Below are 17,557 nucleotides of genomic sequence, written 5' to 3' on the forward strand. Positions count from 1 at the left end.
TTTAAAAAATGTTATAACTACAATTGAAGCTAAAACAGACATGTTTTTCATTTTATGACAGCGAATTTATTTACAAACAGATATTACGTGTTTATATTACAATTATACTAACTTAGTGTAAACCAATCATAAATATAGGCACCAATTTTGAACTATTTCAACCGTACCCCAATGCGCATAAAGTGTTATGTTCTGCTTGCATTCATGTTTTTTACATGCGTCTGGTCTTTTGCGCAAAGCAGCCAATACCAATTTTCACACCTGGGTATAAGTGATGGCCTGTCACACAACCAGGTTAACTGTATTTATAAAGATTCTGAGGGCTTCATGTGGTTTGGTACAGCATCGGGCCTTAACCGTTACGATGGTTATAACTTTAAAGTATTTAAGCATGATGCTGATAATAAAAACTCTCTCCTCGACGATTTTATAACTAATATTTTCGAAGGACCTGATAAAAAATTGTATATATCAACACGCACAGGGTATTGTTTTTATGATCCGGAAACAGAGCAGTTTAATAGCGATATGTCATTATTACTCGGACCTTTAAAACTTCCAAATTATCCCGTTATCTCAAAAATAGTGCGGAATAATCACGGAGATTTTTGGTTTTTGTGTCCCGATTCAGGCATTTACAGGTATAATACCTTAAGCAGGCAGACAAAACGTTACTATCATAATATAAAATCTAAACCTTCTCTGTACTCGAGTACTGTTGCAGATCTTAGTGAAGATGCAAAAGGCAATATATGGCTGGTTTATTATGACGGCACAGTTGAGATGTTTAATATTAAACTTAATAAAATTACCTATCGTACTAATGTTTTTACTAGGGTAAGTAGAAATACAAACAACTATTATTCCATAACCGTAGATCGGGACAATGATTTGTGGCTTTATGCATCCAACGTAAATATGGGTGTATACTATTACAGCCCCTCAACGGGCATATTCAGACATATCAATAAGGAAACTAGAGAAACAAAGTTAAAGTCGAATATCATTAATAATATTGTTCAGGCCGATAACGGACTTATATGGATAGCTACTGATCACGGGGGCATAAACGTACTGGATAAAAAGAACTTCAAAATTACTTATTTATTAAATCGGGAAGACGATGCTAAATCGTTAAGGCAAAACAGCGTAATGCTTTATAAGGATAATACCGGTATTATGTGGGCCGGCACTTTTAAAGAAGGGATAAGTTATTACCATAACAATATTATCAGGTTTCCGCTCTATAGGCATTTTGCCTCAGACCCAGGTAGTTTGAGTTTTGAAGACGTTGACAAATTTGTTGAAGACAAGCTAGGGAATTTGTGGATTGGCACTAATGGTGGCGGTTTAATTTATTATAACCGTAAAACGGGAAAGTTTAAGCAGTATAAATACGATCCGGGAAATCCGAATAGCTTAAGCAATGATATTATTGTTAGCTTATGCATTGATCATAACCAAAAATTATGGATAGGTACCTATTTTGGGGGACTTGATTGTTTTGACGGAAACAGCTTTACACATTATAAGCACGATGATAAGGTGCCAACCAGTATTGCTGATGACAGAGTATGGAATATCCTTGAAGATTCAAGGCACCGGTTATGGATAGGAACGTTTGCAGGTGGCCTGGAAATTTTTGACAATTCAAAAAAGATATTCTATCACCCCTTTAAGCAAACTGAGATCAGATGCCCTTATATATCCTCGATTTTTGAAGATAAGGATGGGAATATTTGGGTAGGTGGGTATTTTGGTATTGATGTTATAATGAAAGAAGGCAACCGTGTGATTCATTATAAACGAAATGCGAACAATGAAAATAGCTTAATAGATGATAATATAAATTGTATTAATCAGGATAGCCGCGGGCTAATATGGATAGGAACACGGGCTGGATTGAATATATTAAATCCTAAAACAAAGAGGTTTACTCCGCTTACCAAAAAAAACGGCCTTCCTGATAACTCAATATTAGATATACTGGAGGACAATAAAGGAGCGATGTGGTTAAGCTCATCAAACGGTTTGTGCCGAATAACAATGTCCCCCAGCAATGGTACCTATAGTTTTCAGTTTGAAAACTTTGATGAAACAGATGGCCTGCAAGGACGGGAGTTTAATGTAAACGCAGCCCTAAAAACCAGTAAGGGCGAACTGATATTTGGTGGCGGCCATGGATTCAATATTTTTGATCCATTAAGTATACAGCCTAATACTAATAAACCTGAATTAATTTTCACCGATTTTCTGCTATTTAATAAAAGCATAGCAGCTAATGAGGCGGTTAATGGGCATGTTATACTGTCAAAAGCCATTTCGGCGACCCGGTCAATAACGCTTAACCATAGCGAGAATGTTTTTACTATTGAGTTTGCTGCATTGAATTTTTTTAATCCTCACAAGGTGAAGCATCAGTATATGATGGAAGGATTTGACAAAGGATGGCTTAATGCTGATAATGCAACGCGCAAGGCAACCTACACCAATCTTGACGGTGGCGATTATACATTTAAGGTGCGGGCCTCAAATTCAGAGGGTGCATGGAATCCCAATTATATAGCTTTAAGGATAAAGGTACAGCCCCCATTCTGGAAATCGCCAGTAGCATATATTAGTTATGTAATGCTGATTTTTGGAATACTTTTTCTGATCCGTCAGCGGGGGATACAAAAGATAAAGAGAAAGTTCATTGCCGAACAGGAAAAGCAGGAAACAAAACTTATTATTGAACAGGAAAGGAAAGAGGTTAAGCGTATGCATGAGCTTGACATGATGAAGATTAAGTTTTTTACCAATGTAAGTCACGAATTCAGAACGCCTTTATCCCTGATAATGGCGCCGGTTGATAAAATGCTTAATCATACAACTGATGTTGACCAGAAGCAACAGCTAACCATGATCAGAAAAAACGCCAAACGATTATTAAACCTTGTAAATCAATTGCTTGATTTACGTAAAATGGAAATACAGGAATTAAAATTGCATAATAAGCCCGGCGATATTGTTAAATTCATTAAAGAAATCTCTTTGTCGTTTACAAATATAGCAGATGAAAAAGGTATTGGTTTTGTATTTGATACAGAGTTGGAAACCTTAATAACAAGTTTCGATCATGATAAGATAGAAAGAATATTATTTAACCTGCTTTCTAACGCTTTTAAGTTCACTCCAATGGGTGGCCATGTAAGTGTTTTACTTAATATGGTATACAACAGATCGATGGTTGAATCTCAGCTACTTGAAATTAAGGTTATTGATACCGGTATTGGCATCCCTTTTGAAAAGCACGATAAGATATTTGAAAGATTTTATCAGCATGATATACCTGAGTCATTACTTAACCAGGGCAGTGGTATTGGCCTTGCAATAGCCCGGGAATTTGTTAAGATGCATAAGGGAGAAATAATAGTTGAAAGTGAGCCTGGGCACGGGAGCTGTTTTATAATTCAGTTACCGCTACCTATACAAGAAAACTTAGTGTCTACCTTAACAGATATTGATACAATTGAAAGTGAAGAACTGAATATCCCACTAATTGAAGAAGACAAAGCAGGACTTAAACATCAATATGCAAACAAAAAACCTGTAGTATTACTGGTGGAGGACAATGAGGATTTTCGTTTTTATTTAAAAGGCAACCTAAAAAACATATTTTCAGTTATTGAAGCCTCAAATGGTAAGGAAGGATGGCAAAAGGCCTTATCACATCATCCTGATATTATGGTTAGCGATATCAGCATGCCCGAAATGAATGGCATAGATCTTTGCAAAAAAATAAAAGATGATAAACGCACTTCGCACATCCCGATCATTTTATTAACGGCTTTAACCGGTGAAGAGGAACAGTTAAAAGGATTGGAAATTGGTGCCAATGATTATATGACCAAACCCTTCAACTTTGAAATACTGCTTTCAAAAATTAAAAACCTGCTAATCTTGCAGGATACCTTTAAACGTACTTATAAAAAACAAATGGATATACAACTACAAGAAGTTGCCATTCAATCCAATGATGAGAAACTTTTAAGAAATATAGTTGAATATATCGAACAAAATATTTTAAACTATAACCTTTCTGTTGAAGAATTAAGCCGCCAGATGAACATGAGCCGGGGATCACTTTATAAAAAGGTTTTAATGCTTACAGGAAAATCGCCCCTTGAATTTATTCGATCAATAAGATTAAAAAAAGCAGTTTATTTACTGGAGAACAGCCAGATGAGCATAAGCCAGATAACTTACGAAGTTGGCTTTAATACGCCCAAATATTTCACAAAATTATTTAAGGAAGAATATAATATCCTCCCGTCTGCATACGTTAGCTCCATTCGTCAAAAAAGAATCCTGGCAGAAACGGGAAGCAAAGAATAACAAATAGATTTTTTTTCTGATTCATTTTAAGAATCTTCTTCAAAATGCCGTGATAGACCTGTGTCGTTAAGTAACATTTTTGTTATTATTTCACTTCAAATTTCATGAAAACACATCCAAAAATGGATAGTTAATTAAATAAAAACAATTTAACTATCTTATTTTCAATACATTAAATAGATTTGAACATTTGGTCTATATTCATGTTCAAATCTGCCATCCCATTTTTTAAAACTGTCATAGTTTCATTCCCAAGAATATCTGTTCAACACAGTGAATTAAGATTACTGCTTTGAACTTATCTGTCCAATTATAAGCTAACAACCCTAACCAGGTTAATTTATTTTTTTACTATGCTGAAAATTTTACTTACCAAACGGTATAAGTTTTTTCTATACCCTATTCCCGCAATCGATTGCGGGAATAAAAATGAGGCATAAGAGCATCTTTAAAAATCGCTTTTAAACTCCTTCCATTACTATTCCAATTATAGTATTAAAACCAATAATAAATTATGAATGAAAATTAAAACACAATCAAACCAAAGAATTATGAACCAATTATTTACCAATTTTTAAAATTCCTGTATAAAATGGAAAAAATTTTACTAAGAAAAATGAGATGCGGCATTATGCTATTTATAGCAACCATGTTGCTGGGGCTGCCCGCCTACGCGCAAATTCATCGAATTACCGGAACGATCATTAGCGCCGAAGATTCTAAACCAATGCCGGGAGTAAGCATTAAAGTAAGCGGTGCAACAACAGGCACTGTATCGTTAACCGATGGTACTTACTCCATAATGGCAAAATCAACTGATGTGCTGATTTTTAGCTTTATAAGTTATACATCACAACAAATTTACGTTGGTTCAAGTAATTCAATTGACGTAAAAATGAGCCAGTCAACAAGTAACTTAAATGAAGTAGTAGTTATTGGTTATGGCAATTCGAAGAGAAAAGACCTTACCGGCTCAATTTCTTCGGTATCGGCGACAAACATTGTTGAAGCGCATCCAACCACTATTGACCAGGCTTTACAGGGCAGAGTTGCCGGTGTAGTAGTACAACAGGTGTCGGGGCAGCCGGGTGGTGATGTAAATATACAGATACGAGGTATCGGTGGGTTTACAAATGCACCTCCACTGTATGTTATTGACGGGGTACAAATACCACCAAACGTTCAGTCGCCTATTCCGGGCGAGGGCAGTAATCCATTATCCACTATCAATCCTTCCGACATTGCATCAATTGATATATTAAAAGATGCTTCTGCCACAGCAATATATGGTTCCCAGGCTTCAAATGGGGTGGTGATCATTACAACCAAAAAAGGGGTTATGGGGCCACCGTTAATAAGTTACGATGGCTACGCCGGCGAGCAATCTTTGTCAAAGTATTACGATGTAATGAACCTACAGCAATATGCCACTTTTATGAATGAAAAAGCTGCCATTATCGGTTATGATTTGAGGCCCCAGTTTGCAAACCCGCAATACTTGGGCACCGGTACCGATTGGCAAAAAGCTTTGTATAGGACTGCTCCTGAAGAAAACCATAACATATCCATAAGTGGTGGCGATGCCAGAACCAAATATTTTTTGTCGGGTACTTACTTTTCCCAGGAAGGCATCGCTTTAGGTTCTGATTTTAAACGAACTACATTGAAAGTGAATATTGACAACAAAACAACCAACTGGTTAAAAATTGGCACTAATTTAGCTTTTGCCCACGTAGCTGAAAACGTGGCAACAACCAATACCGGTGTTATTTTACAGGCACTGAACCAGACCCCGGATGTAGAAGTGAAAAACCCAGATGGTACCTGGGGTGGTAACGATCCTAATATTTATGGCGCATATGGCGCCAATCCGTTTGCATTGGCATCAATTGTTACTGACTTTAAAAGCAGGTATCAGTTGATTGGAAATGCATACGCCGAAATACAATTTACAAAAGACCTGACATTGCGTAATGAAGTTTCGGGAAATTTTGATTTTGCTACCGAGGATTATTTTGATCCCACTTATACTATGGGAGCCTATACAAATACTACCAATACCGGAACTTCAACAAGTGCGCAAAACTTTTATAATTCAATTACAAATTATTTAACCTACTCGCATTTCTTTAATAAAAGCAAACTGTGGTTTAGTGCAACAGCAGGGCACGAAGCGCAAAAAGTAAATGGCAGTACAGTTTCGGCAACGCGAACTAACTTTGTCAGCAATAACGTAACAACGATTAGTAGTGGCGACCCTACTACCGCACTAAATTCGGGTATTAAATCCGATGGTGCACTGGAAGCTTATTTTGGCAGGGCGAATTTAACCTTTGACGATAAATACACATTAACCGGAACTATACGCAGAGACGGTACTTCAAAAATAGATGTCACCAACAGGTGGAATACTTCTTATTCAGGCGCATTTGCGTGGAAGTTGAACAATGAAGCATTTTTGAAAGATGTAAAAGCCATTGATGATTTGAAACTGAGGCTAAGTTACGGGTTAGTGAATAACCAAAACATTGCCGAATATGCATATGGTTCTACATTAACCACTGTGGCAACAGGGCTGTCGGGCAATTCACAGTTGACCTCTACCTTGGGTAATCCAGACATAAAATGGGAAACAACAAAAGAGTACAATCTGGGTTTAGATGCCAGTGTACTTAATAACCGGATTACTTTTACTGGTGATGTTTATTATCGTAAAACAGATAACTTATTATTAAGCCTAACCGAACCCTATTATTCGGGAACCTATGCTGCCGGAGGCTATTCGCCCGGTGCTATCCTTGCCCCTTATGTTAATATTGGTTCAGTTAGCAACAAGGGTATTGAGTTTTCAATCGCAACTACCAACATTAAATCAAAAGATTTTAACTGGAGAACTAACCTGATCTATTCGCAAAACAAAAATACCGTACTTGCCTTATCTCCTGGTACCCCGGCAATATATGGCACTTATACCAAAACAATCGTCGGTAGATCCATCGGAGAATTCTACGGCTATCAGACTCTTGGTTTATATAAAGATGCTGCTGATTTTGCCAAATACCCTGCAGTTTGGCAAAACGGAAGCGGACCAATACCAATCACACCAGGCTCAGGAGGCGTTTGGGTAGGCGATGTTATCTATAAAGACAACAATAAGGATGGTAAAATAGATGCCAATGACGAGACCTTTTTAGGTTCTCCTTTGCCTAAATTCCAATACGGTATAAACAATACTTTTAATTATAAGAATTTCGACCTTACTGTTTTTATGACAGGCGAATATGGCAACAAAGTTTTTAACCAGATAGGTGTTAACGGAAGTGATCCGAATCAAAACTTTGGTTATTTCGCAAGTGTAGCTAACTATGCCCGTATAGGACTGATAAACCCTAGCGGGTCTGCGTCAGACATAAACAACGTTTATATTACTAACCCCAGCACAAAAATTACCAGGATAAGCCAGAGCAGCGGCGATCAAAACACCATTTTCTCTGATAGGTATATTGAAGATGGCTCATTTTTAAAATGCAAAAGCATTGCTTTGGGGTATAATTTTTCACAAAGTGTTTTATCAAAATTACACCTGAGATCATTGCGCATATATGCCAATGTTACCAATGTATTTACTATTACAAAATATACAGGTTACGACCCTGAAATAGGTTCATGGAATCCTTTGGCTGCTGGTATTGACAACGGATATTACGCTCAGCCGAGGGTTATTTCAATTGGTGCCAACATTTCTCTGAATAATTAAAATTTATTATTATGAAAAAGATTAAAATATATATTTTCTCATTGTTTGTCATTATCATGATAAACAGTTGTAAAAAGGACTTCCTTAACAGACCCCCTTTAACCGGAATTACAACAAGTAATTTTTACAAAAGCACATCCGATCTTAGGCTCGCCACGGCGGCCATTTATGCACAGCCCTGGTTTGACTGGAATAATTTTCCGCTTTTAGGTATCGGGGATATCATGGCCGGTAATATGCTGCAACCTTACAATTCCGGCCTTGTTCAGTTCACTACATTTTCAATAACCAGCGACAATACTTACCTTACGCAGGCTTGGCAGGGTTTTTATATTATAGTGGCCCATTGTAATGTAAATATCAAGGCCATAAACACCCAGTTGCCTGATAGCGTATCTGCAGCGGGTAAAAATGGCGCCCTTGGCGAATTGAGATTTTTACGGGCTACCGCGTATTATCATCTTGCAATGTTGTGGGGAGCTGTTCCCATTATTGAAGACAATGACAAGCTGATTGCCAACCCTTTAGTTCCGCGCAATAAACTGACTGATGTTTACAGATTTATTATAAACGATTTAAGGTTTGCGGCAGCAAATCTGCCCAAATCTGATCAGGCAGGGCGTGTAACCACATGGTCGGCGCAGGGTATGCTGGCCAAAGTATATTTAACCAGGGCCGGTTTAGGCCAGAGCGGTACCCGCAACCAAACTGATCTGGACAGCGCAGCGTATTTCGCTGGCAACGTTTGCAATACAAGCGGTTTGGCGCTTTTACCAAGCTATTACAACCTTTTCAGGACCCAGTACAATGATAATTCCGAATCACTTTTTGCTTTTCAGTGGGCTCCGGGTGTGGGCTACGGACAAGGTAATGATATACAGGCGCAGTTTGCGCCAAGCTCAAGCATAGTACCTGGTGCTGGCTGGGGAGGTGCAATCGGCCCAACTATTGACCTCGCTAACCTGTATACTAAACAGGATTCTATTCGCCGCAAAGCCACTTTTATGCTTACAGGCGACTACTATCCCGAACTAAATGCCGCTGGAGGAGGTTATACCGCTACCGGCTGCAATGTTAAAAAACACATAGTAGGAACCCCTGCAGATAACAATTCGCCAACCATGGATCGTTGGTCCTCTATTGAACATAATACCGTGTTGCGATTAGCTGATGTGTATTTAATTTACGCTGAAGCTTTGATGGGGAACAATAGTTCTACTGTTAATGGCCAGGCATTGCAATATTTTAATGCTGTACGCACAAGAGCCGGCGTTGACCCTGTTACAATACTTACGCCTGATATCCTGATGAAGGAACGCCGGATTGAGTTGGCTTTTGAAGGCCAGTATTGGTTCGATCTTGTCCGTCTTTCTTATTATAACCCGCAAGCAGCGATTGCCTCTATTAATGGTCAAACAAGGGAGCAATTTACTTACAATCCGGGCACAGGTGTGTCAACCATAGTGCCAAGTAACCTGATTATTACACCGGCAACTGCTGCAACATTTACATTGCCCATTCCGGCAAACGATCAGACGGCTGATCCTAAATTATTGCAGGCACCGGTGGCTTATTATTAACATCAATAGAATTATTTTATTCTTTAAAAATATACATATATGAAAAAGCTACTTTACAATGTCAATAATTATTTATTGCTTGTTATAATCGCTGCTATATTCTTTTCGCTACCAGCCTGTAAAAAGGAGAGTTCTTCTACCGGTACACCTGTAATTACGGCTATCCGTAATTACGTTCCACATCCCGGCGACTCCCTTTTAAGCAAAGTTGGTACAGGACAATGGGTGGTAATTTCTGGCCGAAATTTAAAAGGGGCCCTTAATATTTATTTTGACGGTGTTTCCGCTTCTTTTAATGATGCATGGTTCTCCGATACCAGCGCTGTTGTACTGATCCCATCAGTTATTGCATTTCCTTCGGTACCATCGAAAACGCTTAATACTATAACCTATGTCACAACACACGGGCAAACTACTTTTTCGTTCCCCATTGTTGCCCCGGCGCCTTCAATTTCAGGCATTTCTGATGAAGACGCCAATCCGGGCGATTCAGTTAAGATATACGGGTTTAATTTCTTTTTTGTGCAGAGTTTAACCTATGCAGGTTTGCCGGTAACTAGTTATAAGTCTTCAAATGATGGTACATACATTAGCCTGGCAGTGCCTGCAGGAGTTACGCAGACCGGCGGTATTGTTTCTGTTACAACAAAATCGGGTAAAGCAACAACTGTTTACACAGTCCATGATTTTGTAACAGGCGTATTCCAAAACTGGGATAGTATAAATACTTATCCCTGGGGATCAAATACGTCAAGCAGTTCCACGGATTTTCCGGGTAATACCGGCAGTTATAATGTGTTGACTGCTACTAATCTTGCGGCTGACGACTTTGCCTGGTATAATGGTGGTCGTGGAGTAAACATGGGAGCCAGTCAATGGGTACCTATTGCAGATATTGACAGCAGTTTATCCAGTTATGCCGTAAAGTTCGAAATATCGGTTCCAACAACTACACCATGGGTTAATGGTGCTATTTATGTTGCTGTAAATTATAGTTTTAATTATATAGCACGTTATACCCCATGGATAAGCAGCACTGGTAAAACAACTGCATTTACTACAAATGGCTGGCAAACTGTAACTATACCGCTATCAAACTTCTTGACAAATAATGGTACAGGAACACAAGTTGCATCTATAACGGATTTAGTAGGTGCTAGCGGTAATAATGGTATGAATATCTGGTACATCAATGACAGTTCAGGCGCGGTTACAGCTTTTACTGCGGCTATTGATAATATCAGAGTTGTAAAAATCAACTAACCAGATAATGCTTATACCCACTTACTGTTCAATACAGAAGCGGGTATAAGCATTTTTATAACCTCTTAGAACAAAATAACACCATGAAATTAATTATATTTTGCCTGGCTTTATTTTGCCTTTCAGCTTTTGCTGCTTGTAAAAAAGGCAATAAACCTGATACAACCGTTACAAGTATAGCCCCGCAAAAAGATCCGGTGATTGCTAAGTCTGTGGGTTTCTTCCTGGACGATTGGGTATCTAAAACTTTTGTAACACCTTTTTATACCGATATAGCCCAGCCATCAGGTAGTGCTACTGTAACTGTAAATATTGACTATAGTACCGTAATTACAAAGGTGCCTAAATACCTTTATGGCAATAATACCAATCCATATATGGGGCAATTAGTTACGGAACCGACTTTAATAAATAATATTAAAAATTTATCGCCCAATATTCTTCGCTTCCCTGGTGGAAATATTTCGAGCGTTTATTTCTGGAATGGGGTATTGCCGGCTGATGTACCTGCTAATTTGTATGATTCAAACGGCAATACCGTTGCTGCCAGTTATTGGTTAGGCAATAATACAGCCGCCTGGACCTTATCATTAGACAACTATTATGCAGCCCTAAAGCAAACCAACAGTACGGGCATTATAACAGTTAATTATAGTTATGCCCGTTACGGTACAAGCGCACATCCCGACCAGGTGGCGGCTCACCTGGCTGCTGATTGGGTACGCTATGACAAAGGGCGCACCAAATACTGGGAAATTGGCAACGAAAGCGGTGGTCCGTGGCAAGCTGGCTGGAGAATTGATCTCTCACAAAATAAGGACGGCCAGCCTCAGATCATCACCGGCGCCCTATATGGCATCCATTTTAAAGTATTTGCTGATTCCATGCGTAAAGCAGCTGCCGATGTTGGCGCTCAAATTAAAATTGGTGCCCAGCTTGTGGGTACTAACCCCGTAAACTCGTGGAATTCGGTTGATAAAACATGGAATTCGGGACTGTTCGCCTCGGCCGGTGATTATGCCGATTTTTATATTGTACACGATTATTTTACCGGATCAGATAATGAAACAGCAGCCACTATTCTTAATACACCAACAACCGAATCACAAACAGTTATGGACTGGATGAATACCACCACTACACAGGGTGGAGTTTCATTAAAACCTATTGCCCTTACTGAATGGAATTTATTCACTATCGGCTCAAAACAAATGACATCATTTATAGCAGGCATTCATGCTACTATGGTTTTAGGCGAATTACTTAAAAATCAGTTTGGCATGGCCAGCCGCTGGGACCTCGCCAATGGATGGAACAACGGCGACGATATGGGTATGTTTAATGCCGGTGACGAGCCCGATGGCGTTAGCAAATGGAATCCCCGGCCTGCATTTTATTATATGTACTATTTCCAGAAATATTTTGGCGATAGGATGGTGAGTTCATCGGTGCTAGGGGGAAGCGGCGATGTATTAAGTTATGCATCATCTTTCACATCTGGAGAAGCTGGTGTAGTAATTGTGAACAAAGGCACCTCATCCCAAATAGTAAGTGTCAGCTTAAAAAATTTCGCACCGGGTACCAGGTATTATTATTATACTTTTACCGGCGGAACTGATAACGGCGAATTCTCAGGCAAGGTATATATAAATGGTAATGGGCCCGATGGCGCCAATGGTGGGCCTGCAGATTATTTAACATTAACAGCTTCCTCGTCCACTATGAATAGCGGTATTAAAGTTTCGGTGCCCCCGCGATCTGTGATTTTCCTGGTAGCTGATAGTAAGAAATAAATTATTTATCGTAAAAATACACTCGATTTATGTTTCACCTGATATAAAAGCAACAATAAACAAGTTTACAACAACTAAAAAGATAAATTTTCATGAGTAATTTTATTTCTAACAATAAAAATTAAACATATGCCCTTAAAGTATTTTATCTCGATTATTTTATTAACTACCTTTTTTATTACTGCAACAGCACAAAAAAAATCAAATGATAGAGTCATTTCCGTTGATTTGGGCGAAGTAAAAGGGCCACTATCTAAAAGTTTTAAAATGTGTGTAGGTGCAGGTCGTGCCAATGAGGGTTTAAGGGCCGATTGGCAAAGGCAATTGAAGATGGCGCATGAGGAATGCGGGTTTCAATACATCCGCTTTCATGGTCTGCTATCTGATGATATGGGTGTTTATTTTGAAGATAAAGCTGGTCATCCAATCTATAACTGGCAATACATCGATGATCTATTCGACTTTTTACTCCAGATACACATGAAGCCATTTGTTGAAGTAGGATTTATGCCGGGTGCCCTGGCAAGCGGTACCCAAACTATTTTCTGGTGGAAAGGAAATGTTACACCACCAAAAGACTATCAGAAATGGGACGATTTGATTAAGGCCCTCGTTGAGCACTGGACACAGCGATATGGTCAAAAGGAAATAGCAAGCTGGTATTTTGAGGTATGGAACGAACCTAATCTGAAAGGCGGCTTCTTTACCGGCACGCAACAGGATTATTTTAAAATGTACAAAGAAACGGCTATAGCTATTAAAAGCGTGTCGGCCAATTATCGCGTAGGTGGCCCTGCCACTGCGGGGAATGCCTGGATACCGGAAATGATTGATTTTTGTTCGCAGCAAAAAGCACCAATCGATTTCATCAGTACCCACGATTATGGTGTAAATCAGGGATTCCTGGATGCGACTGGTAATGCCGGAACTGTCCTCAGCCAAAACAGATACGCTGTTGCGGATAACATGCGCAATTCAAAAAGAAAAATTGCACAATCCGCGATGCCTAACCTGGAGTTACATTATACCGAGTGGAGTGCTTCCTATACTCCATCAGATCCGGTTCATGACAGTTACCATGAAGCAGCCTATATTTTAAATACGGTGAAACATGCCGGATCCTATGTTAATTCCATGTCATACTGGACCTTTACCGATATTTTTGAAGAAGCGGGTCCGCGGACAACGCCTTTTCACGGAGGTTTTGGCCTGGTCAATTATGAAGACATTAAAAAACCGGCATATTATGCTTTTAAATATTTAAACCAGCTTGGCAATACTGAACTTCGGTGCGCGGATTCCAGCGCCATCGTTTGTAAGGACACCAGGGGTAATATACAAGCATTATTATGGGACTTTACAATTGATCATCCAGGAGATAGCGTCAATAACCAGGTATTTTATAAAAGGAATCTGCCGGCCAAACCTTTACCACCTGCACAATTGAAACTTCACGGATTAAAACCGGGGAAATATGTTTTAAGCGTATACAAGACCGGCTATCAGGAAAACGACCCTTATACAGCATATTTCAAGCTCGGGTCGCCCCCACAACTGACGATAGAACAGGTCAAAATACTAAAGCAACACGATAAGGATACTCCTATTGAGCACCGGGTGGTTAACGTTAATTCATCAGGCAATTTTGACAAAGAATTTATCATCCGGCAGAATGAGGTGTTGTTGATCAATATAACCCGGATTAATTAGAGTTTAGCCGATTGCGGCAATAATGTTAAAACACACGATCAGGACGTCCAAAAACTAGATGGGTAAACCGGTTATCATAAGTAAATCATGAAAAAAATTATTACGACTGTCGTACTCATCTTATTGGCTTATTTTGCAAATGCTCAATACCAGATAAATACCAAAGCAAAAGGAGAAGATTACTATTTAAACCCAATCTTTGCAGGAGACTATCCTGACCCCAGCCTATTGCGCGACGGCAGCGATTACTATATCGTTCATTCTTCATTTGAGTACTACCCTGGGTTATTGATCTGGCATTCAAAAGATTTGATAAATTGGACACCGGTAACACATGCCTTACACAAATATGTTGGCTCAGTGTGGGCACCCGACCTGGTTAAATACAAGAATAAATATTACATCTACTTCCCTGCAGGTAATACCACCTATGTAGTGACTGCTGATGCTATTAACGGGGCATGGAGCGAGCCGGTAGATCTGAAGATCAACTATATCGATCCCGGTCATTTTACAGACTCCCTGGGCAAGCGCTATTTGTATTTCAATAATGGAGGTTATGTCCCTTTGTCTGACGATGGTCTTTCTATTACCGGTGAGTTTAAACATTCGTACGATGGCTGGAAAATACCCCACGATTGGTCAATTGAATGTTTCTGTATGGAAGGTCCTAAGATGGCTAAGCGCGGCAATTATTACTATCTTACGGTGGCCGAGGGTGGAACAGCTGGGCCGGCAACAAGTCATATGGTAATATCAGCACGTTCTAGGTCCCCTTTTGGGCCGTGGGAGAACTCTCCTTACAACCCCATCATCAGAACAAAGCAAAATTCGGAAAAATGGTGGTCCAAAGGGCATGGTACTTTGTTTGAAGACGCAAAGGGGAAATGGTGGATGGTTTTTCACGGCTATGAAAATGGTTATTACAATATGGGCCGTCAGACCTTGCTTCAACCTATAGAATGGACCAAGGACGGTTGGTATAAATCACCTGTCGGTATTAAAACAGACGAACCTATTAAAAGGCCCACTAAAAGTATTTCAAAGAGTACGTTTTCACTTAATGATGACTTTAGTGGAAATGATTTAAAAACCCAATGGCAATTTTTCAGAGAGTATGATACCACTAGATTTCATTTGGTTAATAAATGCTTAACGATAAAAGCAAAAGGCAACTCTATTGGTGATTGTGCGCCCTTACTTTGCATCCCATCGAATCATTCCTACATTGCCCAGATAGAATTAATTATTGAAGGAGAGGCAACTGGAGGACTGGTCCTCTTTTATGACAATAAATATTATTCCGGAATTTTAGCAGATAAGGAAAATATTCTGGCTAATCTTCGGGGCTGGCAATTTCCAACAGCAAAAGCAGTAATAAAAAGACATGTGTTTATACGCTTGAAAAATATTAAAAATACCATTGATATGTATTACAGCTTAGACAGTCAAAAATGGACCAAAATAGAAAACTCTGTCGAAGTATCCGGTTATAATCATAATGTCCTAAGCGGATTTTTAAGTTTACGATTAGGGCTTTGTTCTATAGGGAATGGAAATGTTAAGTTCAAGAATTTTATTTACAAACCATTGGATTGAAAATAAAACTCTTAAAATCATTGTTGTGATAGACACTTGTTTACGATTTAATAAATCGTTTTATTAAAATTGGAACGCCCACATGCAACTCAAACTACCAGTATGAAGAAATTCAACCCGATTATTTTGATCTCCCTTATCAGTGCTTTTATTTGCCTTAGTATGAACACCTTCGCTCAGAGACATTTTGTTCATCCGGGGCTACTACAGTCACAGGCCTCACTCGATAAAATTTACTATGCCGTACAAAACAAAACGGAGCCGCAATACGGTTCGTACGAATTATTGGAAGAAAATCCATTGGCCCAGGCTGATTATAAAATGCGTGGCCCATTTAAGATTATCGCCCGTGATGGTGACTATAAATACACTAAACCTAAAATGGAAGCCGATTTTTCGGCAGCCTATCTTAACGCATTAATGTGGGCCGCTACTAAAAAGGAGACCCATGCTAAAAAGTCACTTGAGATTCTGGAAGCGTATGCCGATAGCCTGCAATTGATACCTCCAACTAACGATGCGCCCTTGCTTGCCGGGTTAGAAGGCAACAAGATAGTTAATGCCGCCGAGATATTGCGTTATACGTACAAAGGGATAACTGCCAGCCAGATAGAAAAAATTAAAAAGATGATTGTAAAGGTATTTTTACCCGTTTGCGATAATTTTTATAACCAGCCTCCTTATACCAATGGTAACTGGGGCGCCTGCGTTACCAACATGTATTTAGGCAGTGCAGTTTTTTTAGATAACCTGAAGATGTACAACAAAGCAGTTGATTTTTATTTGAATGGGTATGACAACGGGAATGTTAAGCACTATATAGATAGCCTTACCGGACAGGTACAGGAAAGTGGCCGTGACCAGGTGCATACCATGCTCGGAATAGGATGTTTGGCGTCGACCTGCGAAATTGCTTATAACCAAGGCGATGATTTGTACAGCGCATACAATAACCGTCTGCTGCTGGGCTTTGAGTATGTAGCCAAATACAATTTAGGCTACAATGTACCTTTCCAAACATATAAGGAAGTAACGGGCAAATATTCAAACCTTAGCAAAATATCTGATAAAGATCGCGGAATGCTGATTCCGATATATGAAATGGTTTATAATCACTACGTTCGCATAAAGGATTTTCAAATGCCTTATACTGCGAAAATGATTGCCAAAATGCAGCCTGAGGGCTTTGATAGTGCTCATATGGGTTTTGGTACTTTACTTTTCTATAGTAGGGATAATCATTAAAAATTAAAAGATCTTTTTAACCCGATCACTTGTGCTTGTTCAATCAAACTAAATGCATACCGTTCGGTAGCAGTGATAATTAGGTTAGCTTTTTCGATACAAAAATTGATTTTTCATTGAGCATCAATAAGTTAAAAATAGACAACAAAATTTTTCGAGCCTTTTTTGCTAATAACATGTGGAAAACTTTGAAATCACCTCTTATTTCTTTGCCTATCTCCAATAACAGTACA

The 17,557-nt window shown here is 39.0% G+C and carries 8 protein-coding genes; all 8 read left to right on the forward strand.

Features of this window, described 5'->3' with window-relative positions; translation table 11 throughout:
• Positions 1-171 precede the first annotated feature (171 nt).
• The 8 genes from JN11_RS21530 to JN11_RS21565 all read left to right on the forward strand — a co-directional run bounded on the left by JN11_RS21530 (position 172) and on the right by JN11_RS21565 (position 17,324).
• Entirely contained in the window at positions 172-4,377 is a 4,206-nt protein-coding gene (locus JN11_RS21530) for a hybrid sensor histidine kinase/response regulator transcription factor (protein WP_144916047.1), read from the forward strand.
• Between the two features lie 592 nt (positions 4,378-4,969).
• Positions 4,970-8,134: a SusC/RagA family TonB-linked outer membrane protein gene (locus JN11_RS21535; protein ID WP_144916049.1), complete on the forward strand. Its 3,165-nt coding sequence runs from the start codon at positions 4,970-4,972 to the stop codon at positions 8,132-8,134.
• 11 nt (positions 8,135-8,145) lie between these two features.
• Entirely contained in the window at positions 8,146-9,714 is a 1,569-nt protein-coding gene (locus tag JN11_RS21540) for a RagB/SusD family nutrient uptake outer membrane protein (protein ID WP_144916050.1), read from the forward strand.
• Between the two features lie 39 nt (positions 9,715-9,753).
• Positions 9,754-10,977 carry a glycan-binding surface protein gene (locus JN11_RS21545; RefSeq protein ID WP_144916052.1) on the forward strand — a complete coding sequence of 408 codons (1,224 nt, stop codon included), beginning with the start codon at positions 9,754-9,756 and terminating at the stop codon, positions 10,975-10,977.
• An 83-nt stretch (positions 10,978-11,060) separates the two neighbouring features.
• On the forward strand, positions 11,061-12,770 hold the full coding sequence (locus JN11_RS21550) for an alpha-L-arabinofuranosidase (protein ID WP_144916054.1): 1,710 nt from the start codon (positions 11,061-11,063) through the stop codon (positions 12,768-12,770).
• A gap of 129 nt (positions 12,771-12,899) precedes the next feature.
• Positions 12,900-14,480: a GH39 family glycosyl hydrolase gene (locus tag JN11_RS21555; protein WP_144916055.1), complete on the forward strand. Its 1,581-nt coding sequence runs from the start codon at positions 12,900-12,902 to the stop codon at positions 14,478-14,480.
• Between the two features lie 87 nt (positions 14,481-14,567).
• On the forward strand, positions 14,568-16,079 hold the full coding sequence (locus tag JN11_RS21560) for a family 43 glycosylhydrolase (RefSeq protein WP_144916057.1): 1,512 nt from the start codon (positions 14,568-14,570) through the stop codon (positions 16,077-16,079).
• Between the two features lie 102 nt (positions 16,080-16,181).
• On the forward strand, positions 16,182-17,324 hold the full coding sequence (locus JN11_RS21565; protein WP_144916059.1) for an alginate lyase family protein: 1,143 nt from the start codon (positions 16,182-16,184) through the stop codon (positions 17,322-17,324).
• The last annotated feature ends 233 nt before the right edge of the window (positions 17,325-17,557 follow it).

Source organism: Mucilaginibacter frigoritolerans, assembly GCF_007830615.1.
Lineage (GTDB): Bacteria > Bacteroidota > Bacteroidia > Sphingobacteriales > Sphingobacteriaceae > Mucilaginibacter > Mucilaginibacter frigoritolerans.